This window comes from Alteromonas sp. Mac1, assembly GCF_001562125.1.
Classification (GTDB): Bacteria; Pseudomonadota; Gammaproteobacteria; order Enterobacterales; family Alteromonadaceae; genus Alteromonas; species Alteromonas stellipolaris.
In genome coordinates this window covers 2,165,136-2,191,410 of sequence record NZ_CP013932.1, presented here as the reverse complement: position 1 = coordinate 2,191,410, position 26,275 = coordinate 2,165,136, and the positions used below count along the sequence as shown (strand labels likewise).

23 protein-coding genes, 2 tRNA genes and 1 pseudogene are annotated in these 26,275 nt (G+C 42.7%); 10 read left to right on the top strand and 16 right to left on the bottom strand.

Translation table 11 applies throughout. The annotated features are described in order from the left end of the window. Positions 1–41 precede the first annotated feature (41 nt). Positions 42–428 (bottom strand): lactoylglutathione lyase, encoded by a 387-nt coding sequence (gene gloA / locus AV939_RS09320; protein WP_057793110.1) that lies wholly within the window; start codon positions 426–428, stop codon positions 42–44. Positions 429–981: 553 nt separating this feature from the next. Here gloA and cspE point away from each other — a divergent pair. From cspE to AV939_RS09300, 4 genes are all read left to right on the top strand, one after another. Continuing rightward, complete coding sequence (cspE, locus tag AV939_RS09315; RefSeq protein ID WP_013784966.1) at positions 982–1,194, top strand: transcription antiterminator/RNA stability regulator CspE; 213 nt, start codon at positions 982–984, stop codon at positions 1,192–1,194. A gap of 166 nt (positions 1,195–1,360) precedes the next feature. Next, a complete protein-coding gene (locus AV939_RS09310) occupies positions 1,361–1,549 on the top strand; it encodes a hypothetical protein (RefSeq protein WP_013784965.1) in 189 nt (62 codons plus the stop codon). A 188-nt stretch (positions 1,550–1,737) separates the two neighbouring features. Then, positions 1,738–3,405, top strand: coding sequence for a GGDEF domain-containing protein (locus tag AV939_RS09305; protein WP_057793107.1), 1,668 nt, complete (start codon positions 1,738–1,740; stop codon positions 3,403–3,405). 553 nt (positions 3,406–3,958) lie between these two features. After that, positions 3,959–5,155: an alpha/beta hydrolase-fold protein gene (locus AV939_RS09300; protein WP_057793105.1), complete on the top strand. Its 1,197-nt coding sequence runs from the start codon at positions 3,959–3,961 to the stop codon at positions 5,153–5,155. Positions 5,156–5,303: 148 nt separating this feature from the next. Here AV939_RS09300 and AV939_RS09295 read toward each other — a convergent pair whose 3' ends face one another. After that, a complete protein-coding gene (locus AV939_RS09295) occupies positions 5,304–6,704 on the bottom strand; it encodes a M20/M25/M40 family metallo-hydrolase (protein ID WP_057793103.1) in 1,401 nt (466 codons plus the stop codon). Between the two features lie 333 nt (positions 6,705–7,037). On the opposite strand from AV939_RS09295, the gene AV939_RS09290 reads away from it, so the two are divergent. Further along, positions 7,038–9,116, top strand: a complete 2,079-nt coding sequence (locus AV939_RS09290) for a S9 family peptidase (RefSeq protein ID WP_057793101.1) — start codon at positions 7,038–7,040, stop codon at positions 9,114–9,116. Positions 9,117–9,263: 147 nt separating this feature from the next. Here the strand turns inward: AV939_RS09290 and AV939_RS09285 are convergent, their stop codons facing one another. From AV939_RS09285 to AV939_RS09220, 14 genes and pseudogenes are all read right to left on the bottom strand, one after another. After that, entirely contained in the window at positions 9,264–10,157 is an 894-nt protein-coding gene (locus tag AV939_RS09285; protein ID WP_057793099.1) for an alpha/beta fold hydrolase, read from the bottom strand. A gap of 266 nt (positions 10,158–10,423) precedes the next feature. Beyond that, positions 10,424–10,681, bottom strand: a pseudogene (locus AV939_RS09280) (endonuclease III); the annotation flags it as partial. 105 nt (positions 10,682–10,786) lie between these two features. Further along, positions 10,787–11,488 carry a CPBP family intramembrane glutamic endopeptidase gene (locus tag AV939_RS09275; protein ID WP_057793097.1) on the bottom strand — a complete coding sequence of 234 codons (702 nt, stop codon included), beginning with the start codon at positions 11,486–11,488 and terminating at the stop codon, positions 10,787–10,789. A gap of 38 nt (positions 11,489–11,526) precedes the next feature. Further along, the gene (locus tag AV939_RS09270) at positions 11,527–11,817 is read right to left on the bottom strand and encodes a transcriptional regulator (RefSeq protein ID WP_057793095.1); all 291 of its coding nucleotides are present in this window, start codon (positions 11,815–11,817) and stop codon (positions 11,527–11,529) included. Beyond that, a complete protein-coding gene (locus tag AV939_RS09265) occupies positions 11,810–12,292 on the bottom strand; it encodes a hypothetical protein (protein WP_061093582.1) in 483 nt (160 codons plus the stop codon). The genes AV939_RS09270 and AV939_RS09265 overlap by 8 nt, the downstream gene beginning before the upstream one ends. Before the next feature lie 199 nt (positions 12,293–12,491). Next, complete coding sequence (gene nth / locus AV939_RS09260) at positions 12,492–13,124, bottom strand: endonuclease III (protein WP_057793091.1); 633 nt, start codon at positions 13,122–13,124, stop codon at positions 12,492–12,494. Between the two features lie 83 nt (positions 13,125–13,207). Beyond that, entirely contained in the window at positions 13,208–13,900 is a 693-nt protein-coding gene (locus tag AV939_RS09255; RefSeq protein WP_057793088.1) for an electron transport complex subunit E, read from the bottom strand. After that, the gene (gene rsxG, locus AV939_RS09250; RefSeq protein ID WP_057793087.1) at positions 13,897–14,565 is read right to left on the bottom strand and encodes an electron transport complex subunit RsxG; all 669 of its coding nucleotides are present in this window, start codon (positions 14,563–14,565) and stop codon (positions 13,897–13,899) included. Before rsxG ends, AV939_RS09255 begins: the two co-directional genes overlap by 4 nt. Next, complete coding sequence (rsxD, locus tag AV939_RS09245) at positions 14,566–15,666, bottom strand: electron transport complex subunit RsxD (protein ID WP_057793085.1); 1,101 nt, start codon at positions 15,664–15,666, stop codon at positions 14,566–14,568. Further along, positions 15,663–18,272: an electron transport complex subunit RsxC gene (gene rsxC / locus AV939_RS09240; RefSeq protein WP_057793083.1), complete on the bottom strand. Its 2,610-nt coding sequence runs from the start codon at positions 18,270–18,272 to the stop codon at positions 15,663–15,665. The genes rsxD and rsxC overlap by 4 nt, the downstream gene beginning before the upstream one ends. Positions 18,273–18,275: 3 nt before the next feature. Further along, the gene (gene rsxB, locus AV939_RS09235) at positions 18,276–18,845 is read right to left on the bottom strand and encodes an electron transport complex subunit RsxB (protein WP_013784954.1); all 570 of its coding nucleotides are present in this window, start codon (positions 18,843–18,845) and stop codon (positions 18,276–18,278) included. Continuing rightward, positions 18,845–19,426: an electron transport complex subunit RsxA gene (gene rsxA, locus AV939_RS09230; RefSeq protein ID WP_013784953.1), complete on the bottom strand. Its 582-nt coding sequence runs from the start codon at positions 19,424–19,426 to the stop codon at positions 18,845–18,847. The genes rsxB and rsxA overlap by 1 nt, the downstream gene beginning before the upstream one ends. 213 nt (positions 19,427–19,639) lie before the next feature. Then, positions 19,640–19,716 (bottom strand) — tRNA-Asn (locus AV939_RS09225). A 28-nt stretch (positions 19,717–19,744) separates the two neighbouring features. Continuing rightward, positions 19,745–19,821: transfer RNA gene (locus AV939_RS09220), tRNA-Asn, on the bottom strand. A gap of 1,173 nt (positions 19,822–20,994) precedes the next feature. On the opposite strand from AV939_RS09220, the gene AV939_RS09215 reads away from it, so the two are divergent. The 5 genes from AV939_RS09215 to AV939_RS09195 all read left to right on the top strand — a co-directional run bounded on the left by AV939_RS09215 (position 20,995) and on the right by AV939_RS09195 (position 26,273). After that, the gene (locus AV939_RS09215; RefSeq protein ID WP_082604948.1) at positions 20,995–22,284 is read left to right on the top strand and encodes an MATE family efflux transporter; all 1,290 of its coding nucleotides are present in this window, start codon (positions 20,995–20,997) and stop codon (positions 22,282–22,284) included. A gap of 28 nt (positions 22,285–22,312) precedes the next feature. After that, positions 22,313–24,328, top strand: coding sequence for an excinuclease ABC subunit UvrB (uvrB, locus tag AV939_RS09210; protein WP_057793078.1), 2,016 nt, complete (start codon positions 22,313–22,315; stop codon positions 24,326–24,328). A 171-nt stretch (positions 24,329–24,499) separates the two neighbouring features. After that, complete coding sequence (locus AV939_RS09205) at positions 24,500–25,426, top strand: LysR family transcriptional regulator (RefSeq protein WP_057793076.1); 927 nt, start codon at positions 24,500–24,502, stop codon at positions 25,424–25,426. 104 nt (positions 25,427–25,530) lie between these two features. Further along, on the top strand, positions 25,531–25,869 hold the full coding sequence (locus AV939_RS09200) for a hypothetical protein (RefSeq protein WP_231518478.1): 339 nt from the start codon (positions 25,531–25,533) through the stop codon (positions 25,867–25,869). After that, entirely contained in the window at positions 25,866–26,273 is a 408-nt protein-coding gene (locus AV939_RS09195; RefSeq protein WP_061997590.1) for a hypothetical protein, read from the top strand. The genes AV939_RS09200 and AV939_RS09195 overlap by 4 nt, the downstream gene beginning before the upstream one ends. Positions 26,274–26,275 lie beyond the last annotated feature (2 nt).

Here is a 26,275-nt window from a genome sequence, read left to right as displayed (position 1 = left end):
ATATCCTTATTAATAGGGCCGCTGTATTTTAAAATAGAGACTTATTGTTTTGTTTGAATAAGTTCGATGGCATAGCCATCTGGATCGCGAACAAAAGCAATGACAGTAGAGCCGCCCTTTACGGGGCCTGGCTTGCGGTATACATCACAGCCATTTTGCTCTAGGTTTTCGCAGAACTGATAAATATCGTCTACTTCGATGGCGATGTGGCCGTAAGCCGTGCCTTTTTCATAGGTGTTGTCGCCCCAGTTATAAGTGAGTTCAAGTACGGTAGTGTTAGTTTCTTCACCATAACCCACGAAAGCGAGCGTGTATTCATAAGCTTGGTTTTCAGACTTTCTTAGCAGCTTCATGCCCATCAAATTAGTGTAGAAGTGCAAAGACGCATCAAGATCCTCAACACGAAGCATGGTGTGTAGCATTCTCATTCGATTCTCCCCGTCCTTCTAAGGACATCATATATATCAGTTTACTATGGGTATGTGAAAGGAATGAGACACTATGGCGCAAATACAATGGCTGCAAGCGCCTATCGTTAAACCGCTAGCAAAAAAGGATAGTTAAAAGCCCCACATTCCAATATTGTCTATTTTAAGGCGGCGAGGTTGATGTAGTAAATAACTTGACGATCTTATCAACATACGTAAGTAAGTTTTAAGCCGAGCTTGCGCCGCGAATTGAAGGTATATGCGGGGGGAGGGCACGAGGGTTACGGTATGTGGCCAATTGTAATGAAAGTTGTACAGCAATATGTTGCACGGTAAGTGAAATAAATAGCGATATCGGTAGACTTACCTGACTGAAAGATGTACATTACGCCCGCTTTAGATAATTAAAAGCTTTTTCTACTACTGCGTTGTACCCTTTTATTCTTCAGTTTTATCGAAGTTTTAATAGATATACATTTGCGTTACTAGTAAGTTAAATCTATTGCTATCCGGTGAATTTCACCAATTACTTCAAATATATAAGGTTACAAACATGTCTGATACAGTAAACGGCACAGTTAAATGGTTCAACGAAGATAAAGGTTTTGGTTTTCTTACTCAAGACGGTGGCGGTAAAGACGTATTCGTACATTTCCGTTCAATCGCTTCTGACGGCTTCAAAACTCTTTCTGAAGGCCAAGCAGTTAGCTTCAGCGTAGAACAAGGTCAAAAAGGCCTTCAAGCTGCAAACGTTGTTGTTCTTTAAGTAGAACTTTAAAATACAACGACAAAAGGCTAAGTTTCTACTTAGCCTTTTTTAATTGTGCAGTACTAATATTTTTATTTATTTTTGGTTTGATAAGAACAGAATTTTGAAAGGAATTTTAAAACGAATAAAAAACTAGCAATATTATTATACAAAGAAAAATTATATGTCTCATACTATTAACGGCGCTTCGCTCCGTACACTTCCTCCTATTTCGACAATCTCAGTAAATAACTTCAACGTTGTTTTTACCGATAAAGAGTGTCAAAAGTCAGTTCAATTTCACAACAACAGAGATACTAAAGTATTTTTACGTTGGTTGCTTAATACTACGGTTGAAAGTATTTATGCTTAGCTAATAAGTAGGCTGAAGCAAAATTAATACTGCGTTAAGAGCTCGTGTGTCGCTATTGCCTTACAGAATATTGCGTATAAAAAGTAAATTTCCTCTTTTATATTATGTATTCTGAGCAAGCAGGTTTATGCTTGATATAGGACAAGTAACAGTTTTGTTGCCCTTTTACCTGCAGACAAGGTTCGATTTTGCTTTCTTACTTTCATTTGGGTGTTTTTTATTTTCTCCTCATACTGGTGGTAGTCCCCGCATTTGGTCAGGAACCTATATCAGTCGTTGATGATAAGCGTATAATCGCTGATGCTAATGTGTGGCACGAATTAGATTACTCTTTTGATACATCAAATCTCGAATCAAAAAATAAGCTCGCAATTTTAAAAGAGGCTTATGAATACGCCCCGGTTGTGCCATCACTGGGCGGGAAGTCGGGAAGTTACTTCACCAAAGTAGTCTTAGATATTTCGCAAAAAGGGCAGTACTTTGTTGTCGTTAATGCCAACTTCATTGATGTTGGTTTAGCTTCATATTCGTCGCCTGTTCAGCCTGAACTTAGCACTCAAGTCTTCTCTCAACTTCTTGATGACAGCACGCCTCCGGTGCTTCATTTTCAAGCCGTGACGGTGCAAACCGTTATGGCAAATGAGCGAGTAGAATTATGGCTGTTTATTAAGGCCAAGCAGTTTCCTACGCCAGTTTCCATTACTGTGTTAGACAGTACAGAGTTTTATCGTTTCCAAAAATTTAATAACGGTATTTCCATAGCTGGCATTACCACCATGTTCATTTTGTCCTTGCTGGCCTTGCTCATCTATTCTGGGACGAGGAAAAGAGTAGCATTAACCTGTGCAGGTTATTTGGGTATTCATGCTATTGGCTGGATGGCAGCTTCTGGAATGCTTGGTGATATCGTACATTTCCCATTCAATACCAGTTATTGGGGAATGCTACTTTTTCCTTTCGCTATTGCCTGTGCTGCTCAGTTTGTCTCAGATTTATTTGAGTGCAAAACCGACCACAAAAAATTGTTCAAATTTCTTAAGACTTTGAGTCTAGTAAGCGTTGTATTAGGCGTTGGCATGTGGTTTATGCCATTTTCTATCGCATATTTACTATCTCACTTATTGGCTATGTTCTGGATAGTGGTGACCATAGCGGTGGGTGTGAGCATGATTAGACAGCAAGATTTCCGCGCGAAATATTTTTTGGCAGGCAATCTACTCTACAGTGCATCACTTGGCTACTACATTGCTGCTCACAGCCAGTATTTCGGTGAGCTAGCGTACCCCGAATCTGTTGTTATATTTGCATTGTCGCTAGATTGCTTATGTATTTTGTTGAGCTTAACTGAGTGGTTTAAATTAAAGCAAAAGGAGTTCAATCGAAACCAGTACTTATCGCGCATAGACTCAATGACTCAGCTTGGTAACAGATTTTCTCTAACAGAATGCATTGAAGCCTTAGATGACTACTACGTTATTATTTTCATCGATTTAGATGGTTTAAAGGCCATTAACGATAAACACGGTCATGATGAAGGCGACAAACTTATTATTAAGGCTGCGAGCCTATTGCAACAATCGTTTTACTTTTTGGGAGATATCTTCCGCTCAGGAGGCGATGAGTTTGTAGGGGTATTGCAAGCCGATTCGACCAGAGAAACCCGAAACGTGGCTGATAGCGCCTTATCAATAGTATCGAATGTTTCAATGGAGCTTAGCAAGCAATGGAGTGATGCGGGCGTTAGCTTTGGGATTGCAACAAGCCTTGAGACTAAGGTGCCTTCAGAATGTATATCGTTGGCAGATAAACGTATGTATCAACACAAAGCTAAATCGAAGCATCCGCGCTCTGGCTAGGCGCTTAGTGAAAAGGCTTTTTGTAAGAGTTCTTAATAAGGGCTCTAAATAAGAGCTCAGTGGAAACGCTTAGCCTCTGTAAATAATATGACTTCGCTTTTAGTTTCAGTGCCAGCTATTTAAACCGCCAAGCGTGGAGAGCCAAGCTTTATCGTATTAGGCGTTAAACTCAGTAAAAATTACGCATTTCACCATCACAGTGAACCTTGTCAAGGTTTCTTTGAAGCTTTACGGTGATGCTGAGCGTAAAAAAAAGCGGCTATCATCAAGGCCAAGGGCAGTAAAAAGATTAATTCAGGTCTCATGCTCAACACTCACTGTTTTGTTCACTTAATAGATAGATTAATGATTAATCACTTATTTGCAAGTGGCTCAAGCGTCCAGCCCGCTCAAATGAAAAGTCGCTCGCCTGGGGGGATCGGCTCTCATTTCTGTCTTCCTATGGCACCTTTTTCCACATCCTTGTTCGCCTCCTTTTCCGACCCCGTTGATTTTGTGGTAACGTAATTAAATAGCACAATTTATCATAACGCATTAAAAGGACTTAACTTTCATGGCGCTGCAGCGAATAAAGGTACTATGTTTTTTTCTACTATCAATCAGCCCAATCTCCTATGGGCAAGATGCTTCTGTAGAAGATGAAACACAAAGCTCCAGTTACACCCTAATTACCGAAAAGCTAACATCGAAGGTATTATTAGAAGAGCGCACTGTGGTTGTTCAACTCCCTAAAAGCTATGCTGAAAACCCAGATAAAAAATACCCTATTATTTACCGTCTTGATGGCGCTACTACGCTCGTCATGTTGAATGCGGTTCTTGAAAGTTTGCAATCTCAGCGGGCGGCGCCAGAAGTTATTGTGGTGGCAATCGAAAACACCGACCGTCTTCGGGATTTATACCCTAACGTAAATAAAGACCCCAATGGTCCCGTGGGTTATGGCGGCGGAGGTGCTAAGTTTTTACAATTTATCACTTCAGAATTGATGCCGATGGTGGAAAGTAAATATCGGGTGCATGATTTTCGAGTTATTGCAGGTGCATCGGCTGCAGGCGCTTTCTCATTGTATGCAATGCAGCAAGCGCCTGAATTGTTCAATGCTGCCTTAACTTACAGTGCTGCAGTATGGTGGGCACATGGTGCAACGGCAAAGACTACGGTTGAGTTCATAAAGAATAATAAAAAGCTCGATCATTACCTTTATACCGCTATTGGCAACGAAGGTGCGCCCATGCGCCCTTATTACGATGCGATGATTTCAGATATCCGTAAAAACAAGCCGGAGGGACTACGGTGGCATAACGATGTATTCAATGACGTACCTCATAACCTTGTGACCAATGCAGCAAGCTTTAAAGCGTATTACAGTTTATTTTACTCAGAGTATATGCGCCCGAAAGACTATGATGGTGATTTGAGCTCGATTGAAAAGTATTACGAAGTGGTATCACAGCAACGAGGCGAGAAAATCGAAGCGGCGGAATGGGTAATAAGAGAATTAGGTTATCACTTCGTGTCAGAACAAGATTTCGATGAAGCTATAAAGCTATTTCAGTACGGTATTGAACGTTATCCCAATGCGCCGGATGCATACAATGGTCTTGCCTATGGCTATGAGCAGTCAGGCCAGTTTGAAAAAGCACTGGAGCAGGTGAATAAGGCATTAGCGCTAGCTTCTTCGGATTACGATGGCTATGACGTTTACGAGGGTAGACGGGAACGGTTATTGAACAAGCTTGGCGAGCGTTAAAGCGCGAAATTTAACCTGATTCCGTGATTGAAGCTTCAAGTCATTGGAGAGAATCATTTCTCATATTCTCTTTGTATGAAGGAGGATAATAAGCGGGTAGGAGAGTTGCTCAGTTGTACTAACTCAGTCCTAGCCCGCTTATGCCACCCTAAGGCTTTAATGCCACATCTGAATCAGCAATTAAATATATACTTGCTGCATAAGCGGCAATATTTTGCGCTAATTCATCGGGATCAATCTTATCAAGCGTATCATCAGGCGTATGATGTAAATCGAAGTAATCCTGTCCATTTTGGTTTAATCGAATGGTCGGTACACCTTTTTTAGCCAAGGGAATGATGTCAGGACCACCGCCGGGAACATCTGATCCTCCTCTCACTATGCCAAGAGGGGACAATATTTTTCCTACTTCATCCATCAGCAAGGTAGCTTCTGGGTTGACGTTCGATACTAGTTGCCAAATAGTTTGCGCACCAAAGTCAGATTCGGTTGCCAAAACATGGTTTTGTAGGTTCGCATCATGTTGTTTTGCATAGGCGAATGCACCAAGTAGTCCCACTTCTTCTGCTCCAAACATTACTACCCGTATAGTACGCTTGGGGCGAGTCGGTAAATTAGCAATCAACGCGGCAGCTGCGGTAGTGATAGCAACGCCTGCGCCATCGTCAACTGCGCCAGTGCCTAAATCCCAGCTGTCTAGATGGCCACCAATAAGTACGATTTCTTCAGGCTTCTCACTTCCCACTAAATCGAGAACAACATTTCCGCTTTTCACTTCGCCTTTCCATTTTGATTCTGAATGCAGTGAAAGACTTATAGGCTTGCTTAAACCATGTAAGCGGCGAAGGTGATCAGCGTCAGGATTTGAGATAGCGATAACTGGAATATCTGCCCATTTGTCACCGTCTTTACTCATCATCCCTGAGTGCGGGAATCGATGTGAGTCTGAACCGACAGAGCGAACCACCAATGCGCTAGCGCCACCACGCTGCGCATGTTGCCAGCCAATTCTTCGACGTTGATTGGCTTGGCCATAACCTGCGCCGGTTTGGCTTTTAACCATTTTGTCGCCATCGACAAAAGCAATTTTTCCGCTAAGGCTGCCATCCTTAACATCTGATAATGCGTGAATATCTCTAAAATATACTACATCGGCATCAATACTCTCTTTTGATGGAGCGCCACCACCTAAAGCAGTACCGTATAAGTCCTGCTGGTAAGGCGAGGTTAGCGATATGTGTAGATGCCCTCTATCCCAAAAAGGCATCGTAAATGGTTCGATACTGACGTTGTCGAACCCCAAACGTTCGCCTAACTTTACCCCCCAGTCTCTCGCGCGTTTCTCAGCTTCAGAGCCTCCCAATCGAGGGCCTATTTCTGTGGTCAGCGATGTCACGATGTCCATACCTAAGTCACTTTTCAGCGCAGTTTCTATAAGGTCGTTCGCAGTTTGTTTTTGTTCGTTTGTTATCACATTAGAAGCTGCCAGTAGCGGAAAACTAAAAAAAGCTACAATAGCGGTAAAAGTGAGGCGTCTAAGTTGATGCATGTGTTCTCCATTAATACTGTTATTTGGGCCGAATTCTTATAGTAACTGCAACGTACCCCAAAATTGTTTTTTATTATTTAAGCGCTCTTTTCTAGTTTTAACGGTTTAGGCCGTAAAGTAATGCGAATTTGCTCGCGTAGAAGATGTTGCCGTTTACAGCTACAGTCTCTTAGCTAAAAGAAGAAAACCCTGAGCGCGACCAGAATATGAAATTCAACCTATAAATACTACTTTTTACATCAAAGGTAAGGTATTTCTACTGTTATATAAGCTATGTTAGACCTTCAATAGTCATTCTATTTATCGAATTAAAACAATTAGAGCAAACGAGCCATGAATAAGAGATGTTTAAGCAAGTCGGCGTTAACACTAGTCATAAGCACATTATTAACTACCCATTCGGTTTTGGCAGACGAATCAGCAAGTAATACTTTGTCTTTAAAAGACGTATTTAATCTTGAGTATGCTGCAAACCCAGTGGTAACACCTGATGGCAAACATGTTGTGTACGAGCGTCGTAGCATGGATATTATGACAGATTCAATGCGACGGAATCTGTGGACAATAGCCTTAGATGGAAGTGCTCATCTGCCTATTCTTTCTGACAGTAAAAACCACTTTAATCCTGTGTTTTCACCTGATGGCGCTAAAATGGCTTACCTTTCAAGTAAAGAAGGTAAGGTTCAAGTTTATCTAAAAGATTTAGCATCAAATAGCACAACTCGCGTAACCGATGTCGCAATGCGCCCGAGCGGTATGAGTTTTTCACCAGACGGTAAATATTTAGCTTTTGCTATGTTTACACCCACTAAAGCCAAACCGTTATTTAATTTAGATTTTAAGCCTAAAGGCGCTAAGTGGGCAGAAACCCCACAGTATATCGACCAAACCAATTTCCAACGAGACGGCGTGGGAATGAAACGCCCCGGCAACATGCAAATATATGTTGTGCCAACCATTGGCGGAACGCCAAGACAAATTACTTCTGGGGAACATGACCACGCCGGTACCATTGCATGGTCTGACAATGGTCAACAGATCGTTATCTCTGCTAACACCAGCGACGAAGCTGATTTCGATATGCTTAATAGCGATCTGTTTAGCATTGATGTAAAAACGTCAAAGGTGACTAAATTAACTGATATGAGTGGCCCTGAACGAAGCCCTCATTTAAGCCCTAACGGTAATAAAATTGCCTTTGTTGGTAATGAAGATAATGGAAAATCAAATCAGCTAAGCCATTTATATGTAATGAATTCAGATGGCACGGGCATCGAAAACCTGACTAGTGAGCTAGACCGCTCTGTCGGTGCAATTAAGTGGGCTGACAACGGTAAAGGGGTATATTTTAGCTATGATGATATGGGTAAGAAAAGTGTCGCCTATGTTAGTTTGTCAGGTAAAATTTCAACGAAAACAAGTGATTTAGGTGGCACTAGTTTAGGTAGGCCGTACACATCGGGCGATTACGATGTAACTCCTAAAGGCAGTGTTGTTTATACCGCTTCAATGGGCGATCGCCCTGCTGATCTTGCAATAGTGACCAGTAAAGGGAAGGTTAAACAACTGACTGATTTAAATGGTGATGTGTTTGATCACATAACAGTGAATAAACCAGAATTGTTGGAACTAAAAAGCAGTGTAGATAATAGAGACTTACAAGCTTGGTTGGTTACCCCTCCTAACTTTGACCCTAAGAAAAAATACCCGCTAATTTTAGAAATACATGGCGGGCCTCACACTGCGTATGGCCCCAGTTACTCAACAGAAATACAATTAATGGCTGCTGCTGGTTATGTTGTTTTATATGGCAACCCTCGTGGGTCTACTTCTCAAGGTGAAGAGTTCGCTAATTTAATTGATAAAAATTATCCATCACAAGATTATGACGACCTTATGGATATGGTGGATGCCGCTATTGCCAAAGGTTATGTGGATGAGTCTAACTTATTTGTTACTGGCGGTTCTGGCGGGGGGACGCTGACCTCTTGGATCATCGGAAAGACCGACCGTTTCAAAGCCTCTGTAGTGGCGAAACCCGTTATAAACTGGACAAGTATGATTGGTACATCTGATATCTATGCGTATATGAGCAAGTATTGGTTTACAGACTTACCTTGGAACGATTACGAGCAATATTGGAACCGTTCGCCGTTATCATTAGTGGGCAATGTAACAACGCCTACCATGGTGCTCACCGGTGAATTAGATGTACGTACTCCTATGTCTGAAAGCGAACAATATTATGGTGCATTACGCTTACAAGGTGTAGATAGCGCGCTGGTGCGTATTCAAGGGGCTTATCATGGTATCGCAGCTAAACCTTCTAACTTAGCACGTAAAGTTGGATATATTTTAGCGTGGTTTGATAAGTACAAAGACGACACGAACAGTGAAAAGAAAGAAGACTAGAGATTAGTTTTCTTTAGAAGTAAAACCTAAAAATCAAAGCCCTACATACTGTTTTAGTATTAGGGCTTTTTACTTTTTAAATGCCGTTAACTTGGCTAGGCATTCGTTGCAAATAAGCTATCTTTTACTAACCTTTTTATTGCTTATTTAATGTTTATTTAAAAAGCTTAAAATATCTTTAGATACACGTTTAACATCTTCCACCATAGGCATATGGCCAAGATCTTCATAAATAAGTGTGTTTGAATTGAGCATCAATTTCCAGTGGGTAAAATCGTCTACCGGTAACAGCTTATCGTTAAGCCCCCATATCAGCATCGACTCAGGATAATCGAATTGGTAATCACGAGAGTAAAAATCCCGCAAGTTGAAAAATTGATGGAACATGTGGGTATATTGCGCTCGCTTATTAATATATTCCCATGCGAGTGCGCGCAAAATAAACTTTGGGATAAATGGTGGTTTAGCCATGATTAAATCATAGAATTCAAAAAAATCCTGTTCAACTTCATGTTCAAAAGGGTTAAATTTATTGTCTATCATATTCTGAGCAAATGGTGACTTAGCGCCTGCTGGGTCGATCAATACTGCTTTTTCAATTCGCTTAGGCATTTCATCAAATAGTTTAGCCGCCATCATTCCGCCCATAGAATTACCCACTATGCTGAAGTTCTTAATGTTTAATTGATCTAATAGTGCCAATAACATCTGGCATTGGCTGGGAACAGAATAATCATCATCGGGGTGGTAAGCAGTTTGGCCATGGCCTTTAAGGTCAGGAATAACTAGGTGATATTGAGAAGAGAATCTTTTGGCAAAACGATTCCACACATACTTATCAGCACTGAAACCGTGTAAGAGCACCAGTACAGGCTTATCATTAGAGAAATGTTTTGTATTGCTATGATAGAACACCTCAAGCCCATCAATTGAGCGACTGCCACAATACAATCTTGCTAACTTAGCTTCTGTACGATTAACAAAATCAAAGATTAATCGACTCAATAGCATACGACGCCGCTTAGTCGATAAAATAATCATCAATCCTACAATAACAGCAGTAATCAATAAAACGATGATAAATAATTCCTAATGATTTCTATATTGGCTTACAACGATGTGCAGACTTTTGCTTTTAGATAGGAGTTTAATTGGAATCTAATGCGTTGACTAGTAACACTATTCGGACGGAGAATTTTCTAACAGGCGGGTAGTATTGCGATAGACGCTTTTGGCAAGTAACGCTTCGCAGGGCGGCAGCTAGCTCTTAGTTAGCTGCCGCTAGCAGGTTAAGCCCCTTGTTTAAGTTACTCAGCATATTCAGTTTTATCTTTAAATTCACACAAGTCTTCAATAATGCAGCTTCCACAACGAGGTTTGCGGGCAATGCAGGTGTAACGTCCGTGCAGGATTAGCCAGTGATGCACATCCACTTTAAATTCTGCTGGCACTACTTTTAGTAGCTTCTCTTCCACTTTCTCAACGGTTTTACCCATAGCAAGTTTAGTGCGGTTGCTTACGCGGTAAATATGGGTGTCTACAGCGATGGTAGGCCAGCCAAATGATAGTGAAAACAGATCATGTTTCTATGTTAAGGCATGAAGGTCAGCCTCTACCGAAATAGACACTACAAGACTCTTGGCTTCGAGAGCGTATTTAATCTAATACCTTTAAACCCGATCTAACATCGACATGGTATTTAACATGCAATGTGCAACTATTAAAGGCCATAAGTTTCTACCAAAACATACATAGCCTACTCCCATGGCAATACCAATCAAACCAACAGTGATGGAGCGCTCTGATAGATCATATGAGTGTCTAAATCCAAAAATAAGTGCTTGAAGTAAGACGGCAGTTGCGGTTGCAAACCAGGTACTTGATAATGCTTTTTCGAACCAGTTGATTAAAAAACCGCGGTCTAATAACTCTTCTAACATCGACTGAAGCCAGATGAATGGAAGAATCATAATAAACAAGCCCCAGTTACCAGACAGATCACCAAATTTTGAGCTTGCCTGTTGGTGAGAGTGATCAGGTGATAGGTTTAAACCCAAGCTGTCTTTAAGTAACTGAAATGTCAGAATAGAAATAACCGTAAACACAAAAATAAAGATCGTTGCTATCAAGGATTTTTTGAAACTTTCGGTTTTGTGCAGACCAATATCTCGCCAGGTAATTCCTCTAAGTTTCATTAAAAGCATGGCAACTATCAGTGTCGAGAAAGACCACAAAAGGCCGTTCGCTATAAAATTGAATTGTGAAAAATAAATATTTCTCACCAGAAACATAGTTCCAATAAAAAGCGAAATATCAAACCACAAAACCCATGAGTGTTTGTGATGAAAACAATGTAGTTTAAGCGATGCCATTGGTTTAAATACCCTTATTAATACTGCGCCATGCAACGTTATAGGCCTTTAACGATGGCCTTCAGGGCACTTACATGATTTAAATAGGCTCGTTGCCCTTCTTTTGTGAGAGATAACCATGTGCGTTGTCTTCCGAAATCAGTTCGTTTACTCAAGCAGACATAATTTGCTTGGACTAACGTTTTTAAATGTTTAGAAAGTGCAGATTCGCTGAGATCTAATTCTTCCCTCAAAACCTTAAACTCTATCTCTGCCGTGATACTGAGAATCGAACAAATCTGCAATCGATTTGGCGCATGGATAACATGATCAAACTCTGCCTTATACATGGTTGCTTTTACCTGCTCGATAATTACCTGTAGGGAAAAAATAAAGCAAATAGCCGAGAGAAATCGAGCCAATAGCTCCGCCAAGATAAGCTACCCACCATAATTCACGTATAGAGAGCTCTCTGGAGAGCACCACAACCAAGCCAAAAAAGATAGCTATAGTGAAACCAAATTTGAGTTCTGACTTGTGAGTCGGTAATACTTTCGGCTTTATACCGACAAGCCGCTTGCTGTACATGTAAATTGCAACAGCAAAAAAGAAAACTACAGAAGAAATAATAACACCCAACATCCACAGATTGTCGTGTCGGGTAGAAGCCCAGGAAAACACTCCCATACCATATGAACCGGATATAAAAATGTTTAGCCAAATTGGCATTCTTAGCGTCTTGATTGTGTCTTGTTCTGTTTTTTCGATAGCCTTTAACGATGACTTAATTTCGTTTATCGAAACGTTTTTTTCATTATCTTTCATATCGCGATGTTCTCTTATTAACTTTCCAATGTGGAAAGTAATATAATACACACTTTCAATATTGGCAAAGCATAGCTTTCCAGTATGGAAAGTTTGTAAGTATAATCACGTCAATTTCGTCCAAAATTTCCAAATTTTCTGAGCTAGAGGAGAAGTGTACTAGAGCGTAAGTAATATAAATAATCAATCAGTGGTGTAGCTAATCAGTTTTATCCTTAAACTCACACAAGTCTTCAATGATACAGCTACCACATTTAGGTTTTCGGGCAACACAGGTATAGCGACCATGTAAAATGAGCCAGTGATGTACATCGACTTTAAATTCTTTTGGGATCACTTTTTCGAGTTTTTGCTCAACCGCAACCACATCTTTACCCATAGCAAGTTTAGTGCGGTTGCTTACGCGGTAAATATGGGTGTCTACAGCAATCGTAGGCCAGCCAAATGCGGTATTAAGTACTACGTTAGCTGTTTTACGGCCAACGCCAGGGAGGGCTTCTAAGGCTTCGCGGCTTTCGGGTACTTCGCCATCGTACTTTTCAACTAAGATTTCGCTTAATCGATGCACGTTTTTGGCTTTGGAGTTGAACAAGCCAATGGTTTTTATATATTCTTTTAGCCCATCTTCACCAAGCGCAGATATAGCCTGTGCGGTATTCGCAATTGGAAATAATTTATCTGTGGCTTTGTTTACGCCTACATCGGTTGATTGCGCTGACAAGGTGACCGCGACCAACAACTCAAAGGGCGTGGAGAAGTTAAGCTCAGTGGTAGGGTGAGGGTTAGCATCCCGAAGTCGGGTTAAGATTTCACGTCTTTTTGTATTATTCATGTTTACTTCGCTTATTCTTTTTCCACTCGGGCTTGGTGATTTTCTTTTTCACTAGCCGCTAGCTACTAGCCACTTAGATTTCGTTATGCTTCAGCGGTAACCCGTGCGCGAGTGGCCTTTTCTTTTACTGTGGTCTCCCGGGCAGCAATTCGAGCATCAATCATGTTCTTAAAGGCAATTAGAAGTCCCATGCCTAAAAACGCACCGGGTGGCAATATGGCCAATAAGAAAGGGGAGTCGGTTTCAAATAAGGTGAGTGTCCAATTACTCGCAATGCTTCCAAATAGTCTGTCGGCACCCACGAACAAAGTTCCATTCCCTAAAATTTCGCGCATACCACCAAGCACTACAAGTACGAAGGTGAATCCTAAGCCCATCACTAGGCCATCGTAGGCTGATGCGCCAGCACTGTTTTTAGAGGCAAAGGCTTCCGCTCTACCGATGATGGCGCAGTTGGTAACAATTAACGGGATGAAGATACCCAACGCAAGGTATAACTCGTAGGTAAAGGCGTTCATGAGCAGCTGTACTATCGTCACGAAGGCGGCAATAATCATAACAAATACGGGAATTCGAATTTCGTTACGAACGATATTTCGCACCAATGAAACGGTGACGTTGCTGCCAATTAATACAAGGGTAGTGGCTAAGCCTAATCCTAATCCATTGATGAAGGTGGCAGTAACCGCTAGCAACGGGCATAGGCCGAGAAGTTGAACTAGCGCAGGGTTGTTCTTCCAAATACCTTGGAGGGTAAGGTCGCGATAATCTGTCATTCGCTTAACACCTCATTAGTTGGTAATAGGTCATTTTCAATACCGCACAAGTTAGGGGCAGAAAATAAGGTTTGTTGATTGTCTTGCACATACAGGAGTGCATTTTTCACAGCACTCACTACTGCTCGTGGCGTTATTGTAGCGCCAGTGAATTGATCGAACTCGCCGCCGTCTTTCTTCACTTGCCATACTGGTAGGGCACTTACCGAGAAGTGTTTTCCGGTGAATGAGGTTATCCAGTCGCTGATTGCCAATTCAATTTTATCACCCAACCCTGGGGTTTCTTTGTGTTCCAACACGCGAACACCTAGCACATTCATTTGCGTATCTACGCCAATGACTAGCGCAATATCACCGCTATAACCGTCTGGTGCTGTAGCTTCAATGGCTAAGGCTGCCGGTTCGCCGTTTATCCGTGCACGATAGGCCGTATGAGGCTCTTGCGTACCTAAATTCGAACTTACTACTGAAGTGCAATCGGCATAGAGCTCATTGTCATGTAACTCATGCGGCACCACTTCATTTAATATGCTAAGCAATTTTTGCTTTTGTTGCTGTGCAATGCGATCGGCCGTACCGTTGTAGGTAAGGGCGATGAGCGCAGTACCTACTATCGCAAACGCGCTTAACATCAAACCATTTTTTATTAGCGTCTCTTTTACCATTTACTCTACTCGCCTTGCTTTTTTGGTAACCTGATGCCCGTATGTGCGGGGGCGGGTATAGTAATCAATCAGCGGCACTACCATGTTCATAATAATGACTGCAAAAGCAATGGCGTCTGGGTAACCGCCAAAAACTCGAATGATAACCACCCAAAAGCCAATGGCTGCGCCATAGATAATACGCCCTTTGGGGGTGGTAGAAGCTGATACCGGGTCGGTGGCAATAAAGAATGCACCTACTATCACTGCGCCATTAATTAAATGAAAAAGCGGCGATGCATAATGATCGGCATCAACCATATATAGCAATAATGAAAACGCCGCTACAGACGCCAGCATGCTGCCTGGAATGTGCCAGCTAATCACTTTTAATCGCACAAGCCACAGGCCGCCAAGTAGATAACTTAAGCTTACCCATCCCCAGCCTGCACCGGCAGATTGAAATAGCCCAGTGGAAAAAATAGGTCTAAGCAATGATTCTGAGTAAGTAATGCCCAAGGTTAAATCAGTCTTCAACGTGTCGAGCGGTGTGGCCATTGTTACTCCGTCTGCAACCCCGCCAGCCACAGTACGCAACTGGGTAACATCGTAGCCGGTGGTAGAAAAGTCGGTAAATATAAGTGCTGCAGAGTCTAAAAAGCTAGGTGTTAAGCTTGCTAGGTGCTGGGGTGGCAACCATAAACTCATGGCCGCAGGGAATGAGATTAATAGCACTACATAACCAATCATCGCTGGATTGAAAATGTTAAACCCTAAACCTCCGTACACTTGTTTGGCGACCGCAATGGCGAAAAATACGCCTGTAATTGTCATCCACCATGGCAGGGTTGGGGGAATGCTGATGGCAATTAGCAGGCCGGTTAGTATGGCAGAGTAGTCGGTTAACGTACGCTCGATAGGGCGTTTACGTAACCATAAAATAACCCCTTCAAAAACCAGTGCACTGGCCACTGCTAAAAAGGCTTGAATGAGTGTACCCCATCCAAAAAATACGGTTTGGGCAATAATTCCTGGCACCATGGCGTAAATGACTAAGCGCATAACTTGGCCAGTATCGCGCTTCACTCTTTGATAGGGAGAACTAGATAAGGTTAACTTCATGATTGATTGTTCTCACTTTCTGCAGCTGCTTTTTTAGCTTTAGCCTTAGCGACCGCTGCGGCAATACGGCGCTTTTTCTCAAGGGCAGGACTGTTTGCCTCTTCAGATGTTACTGACTGTGGAGCGCTTTGCTTGGCCTCGTGGGTAGGTGCAGATGGCTCTGCGTTCTCTGTTACCTTTTGTTGCTCAGCCTCAACATTTTGATTAGCAGTGGCCACATCGTCTGCTTGTGTTTTCTGAGATTCAGCTAAACGCTTTTTCGCTTTTGCCTTAGCTACCGCCGCGGCTATTCGGGCTTTCTTGTCATCAGCGTTGGTAGTGGCTTCGCTGTTTGCTTCTTTTTCAACCCTGTCAGCGCTACTGCTTGGCTTATCAAGCGGCTTTTCGCTTTGTGTATTGATAAGGTCAGCCTTGGGCTCAATAGTAGCTTCAGCATCTGTTGAGGCTATTTTAGGTGTTTCTAAATCGCCACGCTTCTGCTGTTTTTGTAATTCTGCTTTTTTAGCTTTTGCTTTAGCAATTGCTGCGGCTACCCGGGCTTTTTTCTCATCTTGCGACTGCGTTGATGAAGCTGTGTCAGAACCGTCTTCTTTTGGCTGACTTAGTGGTGATTCGTTTGCAACTACTTCGGCGCTGCTTTCACCTTGTAGTTGACGAGCTGCTTTTTTCGCTTTTGCTCGCGCTATAGCAGCGGCAACTTGTGCTTTCTTATCGTCGGCAGGCGTATTTGTATTTTCGCTTTTGGTGTCAATTGGGCGTTCAGGGGCGTGTTGTTCTACATGCGCTGTCGTTTGAGATTCAGGCAAATCTGCATCAGCTTTAGGTGCATCAGCTGTTGATTCGCTAAGCTTCTGAGCCTTTTTCGCCTTAGCTCGTGCTATGGCGGCGGCTACCTGGGCTTTTTTATCATCAGCAGGTGAGCTTGCGGAAGTACCTGCGCTAGCTGTGGTACTTGGGGATGCAGGTTTTGCGTCAGCCACGCTTGTTTCGTCAGAATTAGCGCTCTGGAGGGCGGCTTTTTTCGCTTTGGCTCGGGCTAATGCAGCCGCGACTTTATCTTTAGAGCTATTTTGCTCTGTGGAAGGAGCCGTCGATGTAGATCCGCTATTAGCATTACTCTTCGCGGCGAGTCGTGCTTCTTTAGCGCGGCGGTGTTTCGCTTCACGCTCTTCTTTTTCTCGTTCTAGGCGCTCATTTCGTGCTTCAAAACGTTGTTTCGCTTTTTCTGCTTTGTTCTTTTCGTCTCGTTGTAATCGAATTTCTGATTTAGCTTGGCGATAATAATGCACCAAAGGTATTTCGCTAGGGCATACATAAGCGCACGCGCCGCATTCAATACAGTCGAAAAGGTCATACTCTTCAGCTTTGTCGTACTCTTTCGCTTTCGCGTGCCAAAACATTTGTTGTGGTAACAACGAGGCAGGGCATGCGTCAGCACACGCACTACAACGAATACACGGGCGTTCGGCGTTATCGTCTACTAATTCTTTTTTACTAGGTACTAACAAGCAGTTTGTGGTTTTTACCACGGGTATGGTGGCATCTGCTAAGGCAAAGCCCATCATGGGGCCACCCATAATCACTTTTGGAGACGTTTGCTTTTTAACTTGGTAATTAGCTTCGTCGAGCAAGTGCTTTACCGGTGTGCCAAGTAACGTACGAAAATTGGCAGGCTTAGCAACGGCATCGCCGGTTACTGTGACAATACGTTCAATAAGTGGCTTGCCGTGTAAAATAGCGTCGGCAATGGCAAAGCAGGTCCCAACGTTAAACATCATGACGCCAATGTCTGCCGGTAGACCATTACGGGGTACTTCGCGGCCTGTGATAACTTGAATTAATTGTTTCTCACCGCCAGCAGGGTATTTTGTTTCAATGGGCACTACCCGATAGGCGTCTTTATCTTGGCAGGCAATGTTAAGTGCTTGAATTGCTTCTGGCTTGTTATCTTCAACAGCAATAACAATCGCTTTAGGCTCAATGATATGCGCTAAAATGTCTAAGCCTTGGCGAATCTGCCACGCGTGTTCGCGCATAAGGCGATCATCTGCAGTAATGTAAGGTTCGCACTCAACGCCGTTTAGCACTAAAAACTCAACGGGCTTACTGGTGGCGGTTTTAATATGGGTAGGAAAGCCTGCGCCTCCCATGCCAGAAATGCCGGCTTGGCAGATGGCATCTACAATCGTATTTTTATCTACCGCAGTATAATCAGCTAAAGGTGATAGCTCGCCCCACGTATCTTTATCATCGGGCTTAATGCTAACGCACATTTCCGTAAGACCACTAGGATGAGCAACCACGTGAGGTGCTATAGCAACGATATGCCCCGAGGTGGGCGCATGCACTGGCACAGCATAGGGTGTTGTAGCATTAGATAGCGCTTGGCCTTTATAAACATAGTCACCTACATTAACGCAGCATATACCTTCTGAACCTACATGTTGACGTATGGGCAATGTAAGCAGATCTGGCATTGTTGGCTGCACAATAGCGGCCTTGTTCGACAGTCTCTTTTTATCATCAGGGTGCACGCCGCCTGGGAACGAAAAGAGTTTCCCTGAATTTAGGCGTTCAATAATGTTATCAAAATCTGGGTAGTTCAACGCTTACGACACCATTTTAATTGGAATGTCACCTTTAGGTGATGAGGAAAAATCCCACTTCCATGTTGCTGTGGTTGGTGTAACAGGCACCATATCGATACAGTCTACTGGGCAGGGATCTACACATAAATCGCAGCCCGTACATTCTTCGACAATCACTGTATGCATATGCTTTGCTGCACCTAATATGGCGTCAACGGGGCATGCTTGAATACACTTGGTACAACCAATACATTCGTCTTCTCGAATGAAGGCGACTTTTTTCGTATCTTCTTCGCCGTGAGCCGCATCGAGAGGTTTTGGCTCTACCCCCATCAAATCGGCAAGTTTTTTTATGGTCGACTCACCACCTGGGGGGCATTTATTAATTTCATCACCATTAGCAATGGCTTCTGCATAGGGTTTGCAACCAGGGTAGCCACATTGTCCACATTGAGTTTGGGGCAATATTTCATCGATTTGATCAACCAATGGGTCGCCTTCCACCTTAAATCGAATACTGGCATAACCTAAAATTAAACCGAAGAGAAGCGCAAGCGCGCCTAATGCGATGATGGCGTATGTCATGGTCATTATACTTTCACCAAACCGCTAAAGCCCATAAATGCCAATGACATAAGACCCGCCGTTATCATTGCAATCGATGCCCCTTTAAATGAAACAGGCACATCGGCAGCAGCTAAACGTTCTCGCATGGCCGCAAATAGAACAAGCACTAAGGAAAACCCCACAGCCGCCCCAAAGCCATAAATAAGGCTTTCCATGAAGTTATGCTGCTCGGTAAGGTTCAGCAAAGCAACACCAAGCACAGCGCAATTGGTGGTAATAAGAGGAAGGAAAATACCTAATAAGCGGTAAAGGGTAGGGCTGGTTTTATGCACCACCATCTCGGTGAACTGAACCACAACAGCAATCACTAAAATAAACGCCAATGTTCGTAAGTAGCCAATACCTAAGGGCGCAAGTAGATAAGTCTCTACTAAGTAGCTTGTGGCCGAGGCTAGCGTTAACACAAACGTGGTGGCCATAGACATGCCCATGGCGGTTTCGAGTTTGCTCGACACACCCATAAAAGGGCATAAGCCAAGAAACTTCACCAGCACGAAGTTATTAACTAATACGGTACCAATTAATAGTAATAAAAATTCAGTCATGAAAATCGCAATTCCTACGAGGAATTAGTTGAGTCTCGGCATAATGGCCGTACTCGAAATTGAAACAGGAATAATTTGTCTATTATCGCTTTTTAGGCGCAGATTAACAACTTGATTGAATTAGGGTTATTTAATGAATATATAAGCTATTTCGGGAAGAAAAAAACGTATGAGATAATAGAAGGAGTATAAAGCGGTAATGAGCCAACCAAGTGGCTCCCCCTCCCCGATTCGAACGGGGGACCTGCGGATTAACAGTCCGTCGCTCTAACCAACTGAGCTAAGGGGGAATTGCACTTAAAGTTGTCGATGAAAAGTTGGCTCCCCTTCCCCGATTCGAACGGGGGACCTGCGGATTAACAGTCCGTCGCTCTAACCAACTGAGCTAAAGGGGACCTGCTTTTCAACGGGGCGGAATATTAAAGAGCATCTGGGTTTCTGTCAACAACCTTAATCAATTTTTTATGCTAAGTGGTCAAAAAATAGCTTTTCAGGGGTTTTGTGCTCAAATTTGCACCAAAACCAAGAAAGTGATGCTTAATTACTGAGCGAGTATTCGTATCGCCGTATTTAACTGTATTATCGAAGGAGTGAATATTAACGAACAGCGACTCGTTTTTTGGAGTAGCAAAATACGAAACCTATATAATAAAATAGAATAAAAAATGTTTTGTATACTGGTATTGTGTACAGTGTTTAATAAATATGTAACCTACGGCTTAGTATCTCAAGGTTAGTCTTCACTTACATAATTAGGAAGGGGTTACCCAGCATAGGGCGTAATTGCTGGGGTAGAGCTACTTATCCACTAATTCTGTGGATAACTATGTTGATAGTTATTAACTTGAGGATAAATTGGTAAGATCATCGTGGTCATGATCGTAAGCTCCACTAACCTGTTTTTACTAAAAACAGAATTATATCAATGATTTACTTGTTTATGCTAGATCTCTAGTTAAGATCTTAATAGATCTGTTGGACAAAAAATATCTTGTGTGTTAATTCGTCGACTATCAGTTACTTTTTCAACGATATAACAGTAAGAAATGAAAGGTTTACATAAATTTTACATTTTGTGTGGTGTAGCTTCTACGGCAACTTAGTGTTAATCGACCGATAGACTGTCTTAAAAGCGCAATCTAGCCGTAATGAAATTGTCATTACACTAAATTGGCTTATTTCATAAACTAAGTTGATAAGCCTTCAAGCGTTAGCTATTAAAAAAGCGTGTTCAGCGACATCTTCGCCAATGTACACTTAAAACGTGTAAATTAGTCATTAGTATTAATTTTATAAGATGATTAGTTGTGACAACCGACACTTGACCTAGCTCAAACTTACCTTGGTCGATTTAACATAGCCAATGTAGTCAGTCTCACATAGACTAGCGTCAGCTTCTTGTTGTAAGGCAAGTTTAGTTATTTACGATAGCCACTTATTTATTAGCGCCAGTTATTTCTACCAATCAACTATTGAGAGGGTTTGTGAAAACAGACGAGTCCCCGAGCCGAGCCGCGAATCTTTTAAACGGTGATATCCCTGCTACCCTAAAACGCATGACAATACCTATGATATTGGGCATGGTCATGATGATGAGCTTCGGGTTAATCGATACCTTCTTTGTCAGTTTGTTAGGTACAGAACCTCTGGCTGCCATTAGTTTTACCTTTCCTGTCACCTTCACCGTTATTAGTTTAAATATTGGGTTAGGCATTGGCACGTCGGCTATCATTGGCAAACTGCAGGGCAGTGGCGAATTAAGTGAGTCAAAGAATTACGCGACAGGCTCACTAATGCTTTCTACCTTATTGGTGGGTACGTTGGCGTTAATTGGTTACTTCACCATTGAACCCATATTTACATTGCTGAACGCCTCGCCAACGTTGTTACCTTATATAAGGGACTATATGGCCTTGTGGTACGCATCGAGTATTTTTCTGTCGCTACCAATGGTGGGTAACAGCGTATTAAGAGCATGTGGCGACACCCGAACCCCGAGTATTGTGATGGCAACCGTAGGTGGTTTAAATGCACTTCTCGACCCTTTATTTATTTTTGGCGCAGGTCCGGTTCCCGCAATGGGCATTCAAGGCGCTGCGCTGGCTACGCTATTAGCGTGGATGGTGGGCGCTGCGTGGATACTTTATTTATTGGCGGTTAAACGAAATCTAATTCTGCCTCGGTTGCTCTCAATAATAGAGCTAAAAGCAATTAGCGGGGACGTTTTAAAAATAGGCCTGCCAGCCGCTGGGGCTAATATGCTTACGCCAATAGCCGGTGGTGTAATGACCGCGGTGGTGGCCGGTTATGGGGCAGAAGCTGTGGCGGCGTGGGGAGTAGGGAGCAGAATGGAGTCTATTGCCAGTATAGTGGTACTTGCACTTTCTATGACATTACCACCGTTTATTAGCCAAAACGTTGGTGCAAATAGATTCGATAGAGTGCATAGCGCTTATATGGTGTCGTTAAAATTTGTGCTTTTTTGGCAGTTATTCGTATTCGTTGTTATGTGGGTGTGTTCTGGCTGGATTGCCGTAGCCTTTACCAGTGAACCCGAGGTTAGCCGCCTCATTCAATTGTTTTTGATGATAGTGCCCTTAGGTTATGGCATGCAGGGGCTTATTATTTTAACGAACTCTTCGTTAAACGCGATGCACCGCCCCTTGAGCGCATTGGCTTTGAGTGTTATCAGATTGTTTGTATTTTTTGTGCCAATAAGTATTGCGGGAAGCTACTTTTTCGGTTTAACAGGATTGTACTGGGGAACGGTAGTGGCAAACATTGCCATGGCGACCGTGTCTTTTGTCGTATTCAAAAATTCGCTCTCGATATTTAAACAGGAACAACATGCTACCTAGGTGGCAAGGTAAATAAGGTATTTGATTAATGAGTAAAGGTTTTGAACTTCATTCAAGCTACAAGCCAGCCGGCGATCAACCTGCTGCCATAGAAACCCTGGTTGATGGGTTAGAAAGTGGCCTAGCAGCGCAAACCCTGTTAGGGGTTACCGGTTCGGGTAAAACTTTTACCATGGCGAATGTTATTAGTGAAGTTCAAAGGCCAACGCTGATTATGGCGCATAACAAAACCTTGGCGGCACAGTTATACGGGGAAATGAAAGATTTTTTCCCTAACAATGCCGTTGAGTACTTTGTTTCTTATTACGACTACTATCAGCCTGAAGCATACGTACCTAGTACTGATACTTTTATAGAGAAAGATGCTTCGATAAACGATCACATCGAGCAAATGCGTTTGTCTGCCACAAAAGCATTGATGGAGCGCCGAGATGTTGTGATTGTCGCCAGTGTGTCTGCTATTTATGGTTTGGGTGATCCCGAGTCGTATATGAAAATGCTTTTGCATTTGCGACAGGGCGATACCATGGATCAGCGCGATATTTTGCGCAGACTTGCCGAGCTTCAATACAAACGCAACGATTTAGCCTTCGAACGGGGTACATTTCGCGTACGTGGTGACGTGATTGATATCTTCCCTGCAGACTCAGAAAAGCAAGCAGTGCGTGTTGAGCTATTTGACGATGAGATAGATAAAATTAGTTTGTTCGATCCGCTAACAGGCGCAGTCGACAAAACAGTTGTGCGTGCAACGGTTTTTCCGAAAACTCACTATGTTACCCCAAGAGAAAAAATCCTTGATGCCATTGAGCATATAAAAGGAGAATTGAAGTCTCGAAAGGCGCAGCTGCTAGAAATTAATAAGTTAATCGAAGAGCAGCGAATTTCTCAGCGTACTCAATTTGATATTGAGATGATGATGGAGCTTGGTTATTGCTCGGGCATAGAAAACTACTCACGTTATCTATCGGGTCGCGCACCTGGTGAGCCGCCCCCAACCTTATTAGATTACTTTCCTGCTGATGGCCTTATGTTCATTGATGAATCCCACGTAACGGTTTCTCAAATTGGTGCCATGTATAAAGGGGATCGCTCTAGAAAGGAAACCTTGGTGGAATATGGGTTCCGTTTACCATCAGCACTAGATAACCGTCCACTTAAATTCGAAGAATTTGAGCAAATTTGCCCACAAACGGTATACGTATCGGCCACTCCCGGTGAGTACGAACTTAAAAAGACCCATGGTGATATTGTAGAGCAAGTGGTGCGCCCAACAGGGTTATTAGATCCCATCATTGAAGTGCGCCCCGTCGCTACCCAAGTGGATGACGTATTATCGGAAATTCACAAGCGAGTAGCGCTTGATGAAAGGGTACTTATTACTACACTCACTAAGCGTATGGCCGAAGATTTAAGTGAATACTTAAATGAGCATGGCGTTAAAGTACGGTATTTGCATTCTGATATCGACACGGTAGAACGCATTGAGATTATTCGCGACTTGCGTATTGGTAAGTTCGATGTGCTGGTGGGCATTAACCTACTTCGTGAAGGCCTCGATATGCCTGAAGTTTCTCTGGTGGCGATTTTAGATGCCGATAAAGAAGGCTTTTTACGAGCCGAACGCTCACTTATTCAAACCATAGGTCGAGCCGCACGTCATATTAACGGGCGCGCCATTTTATATGGCGATAAAATCACAAAGTCTATGAAAAAAGCCATGGATGAAACTGAACGCCGCCGTGAAAAACAGGTTGAGTACAACAAAGCCAATAATATAACGCCGATGCGTTTGAATAAGCCGATTACCGATATTATGGATTTGGGCGAAGGTGCTCATCCTGCCTCCGGCAAAGTAAGGCTTCGCAAAGTAGAAGAGAAGAAGAAACAGAAGAAAGCAGCAAGTGCGACAGAGTTAATGGAGCAAATTTCCGAGCTTGAAAAGCAGATGTTTGAATATGCCAGAGAGCTTGAATTCGAGAAGGCGGCCTCGTTAAGAGATGATGTGGAAGCACTCCGAAAACAGGTTGTTGCACTGTCTTAATAAACCAATTAAACGTTCTTGATGACAAAACAATCTCAGCAATTTTGTTTCAGTCGTTTATAACAGTTTGTTTATTGCAGAAATTCGCCTTAAATTGTCGTTGTAATCGGGGCGCCAGTTGCATATAGTTGATACTTAAGTATCTATAACTATACCTATAATGGTGCCTTTATGCTGAATCGTCTTCAAGAGTCGGATATTAAGTTGTTACGCGTGTTTTATGCAGTAGCAAGTTGTAATGGTTTTACTGCTGCAGAACCCGTGCTGCGTATGCAACGTCCTAATATCAGTGCTGCAATTAAGAAACTTGAAGAACGTCTCGATTTAGTATTATGCCACCGGGGTCGTGGTGGCTTTCAAATGACAAAAGAGGGCGAAGTGGTTTTTCAAGAAACCAAGCGTATTTTCAATGCCTTCGATAATTTTGTGTTCAATTTGAAATCATTACACGATGACTACTCAGGTCACATTACGCTAGTGCTTATGGCTGGCCTGCCGCTTTCAATGCATTTAGCCGTGAGTAAAGCGGTTAAAAGCACCATGAAAAAGTTTGATGATATTCACGTTAATATCCAAACCCGTTTATACAATGAAGTAGAGCATGTTGCCTTATCCGGCGAATGTCATTTGGTGGTATCTACCTACGATATGGTAAAACCTGAATCTGTGACTTTTCATCCTATCGGGATCACCACAGATGGGCGTTTGTATTGTTCACCTACACACCCGTTAGCGAAGTATCGTGATACTGCGTTACCTGAAAATATAAAAATTGAAGATTATCCGGCCATTGGTATTTCTGGTTTATCATCGGCAAACTACATTGATAATGAGTCTCGCCTTGCTATTCAAACTTTCTCAGACTCTTTCGATGCCGCAATGTCAGCTATTATGACGGGCGAGTATATTGGCTTATTGCCAGACTATATGGCCAAAGAGCAGGGCGCAGCGCTAGGATTAGTGCCTATTGCTAATGGCAGCTTGTATAACTTTAGCCATGATTTGTTTGTAATGAATGGTAAAAACACGCGATTAAATCCAGTGTTACGGCACTGCATTAAGGAACTCACTTACTTTATAGGCGAAAGTCAAAAGTAGGTTGGGTACGCGAAAATCAAATACTGTATGAAAACGCCTTGTGAAAACAGGGCGTTTTTCGTTTCACCCAAAAGGAATGGTTTATTTTCTTTCTAGTTAAATTAGTGTCGTTCTTTTTCGGAACGTATTTGTGCTTTTCACTGCATCATCATTTTGATGTACCCGTGGTATTGGCTGCCGCCTTTACTGGTTTGGTCGGCAGTTTTTGGCATTGGCCTAAAAAGTACGGCAATCATCCTCAAGCTGCTATTTATGCTGGTGCCTTCGCAGGTATGTGTTCAAGTGCCATTATTACTGGGTGGGAAGCGTTAGTATTTATTTCTGTTGTAGGGGCTGGGGTATATACCCTTACGCGCAATATATTCGAAGGTTTTGGTGGTCGGCTAGGGGCTATTGCATTTACCGCAGTCAGTAGCCTTATTCTTTTAAGGGCGTTGTTTTGACGGCGTTATTAGTTATTTTAATTACCCTTGCCGGTGCATTCACCACCTACCGATTAGCGAAGCTGCCAAAGTTTAATGTAATTCGAGCGTCCAGTTTACTCACAATTTTATTTTACTTTTCAGTGCTACTTATCGAGAACGTGCTAATGAGCGAAAGTCGTTCATCAGAAACCGCTGAATTTTGGGCCACCGTATTTTTCGGGGGAAGTTTTGTAGGTATGAGCGCACCGCATCGGTTTTCGTATTACTTGCTCACAATTTCATCGTTATGCTTTGCCATTATTTTTATGGTGCTACTGCCGTTGCTAGAAGGGATTGGTGGTGCACTCGGGTGTAGCGCTTTTATTTCGGTGGCTATAAGCCACTCATTCCGTATGGCAGTGACTAAGCTAAAAGGCGCCTGAGT

What these genes read in the sequence shown, in the direction of transcription:
- rsxD (WP_057793085.1), bottom strand. Translation starts at nt 15,666, where the DNA reads ATGAAGTTAACCTTATCTAGTTCTCCCTATCAAAGAGTGAAGCGCGAT.
- cspE (WP_013784966.1), top strand. Translation starts at nt 982, where the DNA reads ATGTCTGATACAGTAAACGGCACAGTTAAATGGTTCAACGAAGATAAA.
- AV939_RS09310 (WP_013784965.1), top strand. Translation starts at nt 1,361, where the DNA reads ATGTCTCATACTATTAACGGCGCTTCGCTCCGTACACTTCCTCCTATT.
- AV939_RS09275 (WP_057793097.1), bottom strand. Translation starts at nt 11,488, where the DNA reads ATGGCATCGCTTAAACTACATTGTTTTCATCACAAACACTCATGGGTT.
- AV939_RS09290 (WP_057793101.1), top strand. Translation starts at nt 7,038, where the DNA reads ATGAATAAGAGATGTTTAAGCAAGTCGGCGTTAACACTAGTCATAAGC.
- gloA (WP_057793110.1), bottom strand. Translation starts at nt 428, where the DNA reads ATGAGAATGCTACACACCATGCTTCGTGTTGAGGATCTTGATGCGTCT.
- AV939_RS09300 (WP_057793105.1), top strand. Translation starts at nt 3,959, where the DNA reads ATGGCGCTGCAGCGAATAAAGGTACTATGTTTTTTTCTACTATCAATC.
- rsxG (WP_057793087.1), bottom strand. Translation starts at nt 14,565, where the DNA reads ATGGTAAAAGAGACGCTAATAAAAAATGGTTTGATGTTAAGCGCGTTT.
- rsxA (WP_013784953.1), bottom strand. Translation starts at nt 19,426, where the DNA reads ATGACTGAATTTTTATTACTATTAATTGGTACCGTATTAGTTAATAAC.
- AV939_RS09270 (WP_057793095.1), bottom strand. Translation starts at nt 11,817, where the DNA reads ATGTATAAGGCAGAGTTTGATCATGTTATCCATGCGCCAAATCGATTG.
- AV939_RS09265 (WP_061093582.1), bottom strand. Translation starts at nt 12,292, where the DNA reads ATGAAAGATAATGAAAAAAACGTTTCGATAAACGAAATTAAGTCATCG.
- AV939_RS09205 (WP_057793076.1), top strand. Translation starts at nt 24,500, where the DNA reads ATGCTGAATCGTCTTCAAGAGTCGGATATTAAGTTGTTACGCGTGTTT.
- AV939_RS09255 (WP_057793088.1), bottom strand. Translation starts at nt 13,900, where the DNA reads ATGACAGATTATCGCGACCTTACCCTCCAAGGTATTTGGAAGAACAAC.
- AV939_RS09285 (WP_057793099.1), bottom strand. Translation starts at nt 10,157, where the DNA reads ATGATTATTTTATCGACTAAGCGGCGTCGTATGCTATTGAGTCGATTA.
- nth (WP_057793091.1), bottom strand. Translation starts at nt 13,124, where the DNA reads ATGAATAATACAAAAAGACGTGAAATCTTAACCCGACTTCGGGATGCT.
- uvrB (WP_057793078.1), top strand. Translation starts at nt 22,313, where the DNA reads ATGAGTAAAGGTTTTGAACTTCATTCAAGCTACAAGCCAGCCGGCGAT.
- rsxB (WP_013784954.1), bottom strand. Translation starts at nt 18,845, where the DNA reads ATGACCATGACATACGCCATCATCGCATTAGGCGCGCTTGCGCTTCTC.
- AV939_RS09215 (WP_082604948.1), top strand. Translation starts at nt 20,995, where the DNA reads ATGATATTGGGCATGGTCATGATGATGAGCTTCGGGTTAATCGATACC.
- AV939_RS09295 (WP_057793103.1), bottom strand. Translation starts at nt 6,704, where the DNA reads ATGCATCAACTTAGACGCCTCACTTTTACCGCTATTGTAGCTTTTTTT.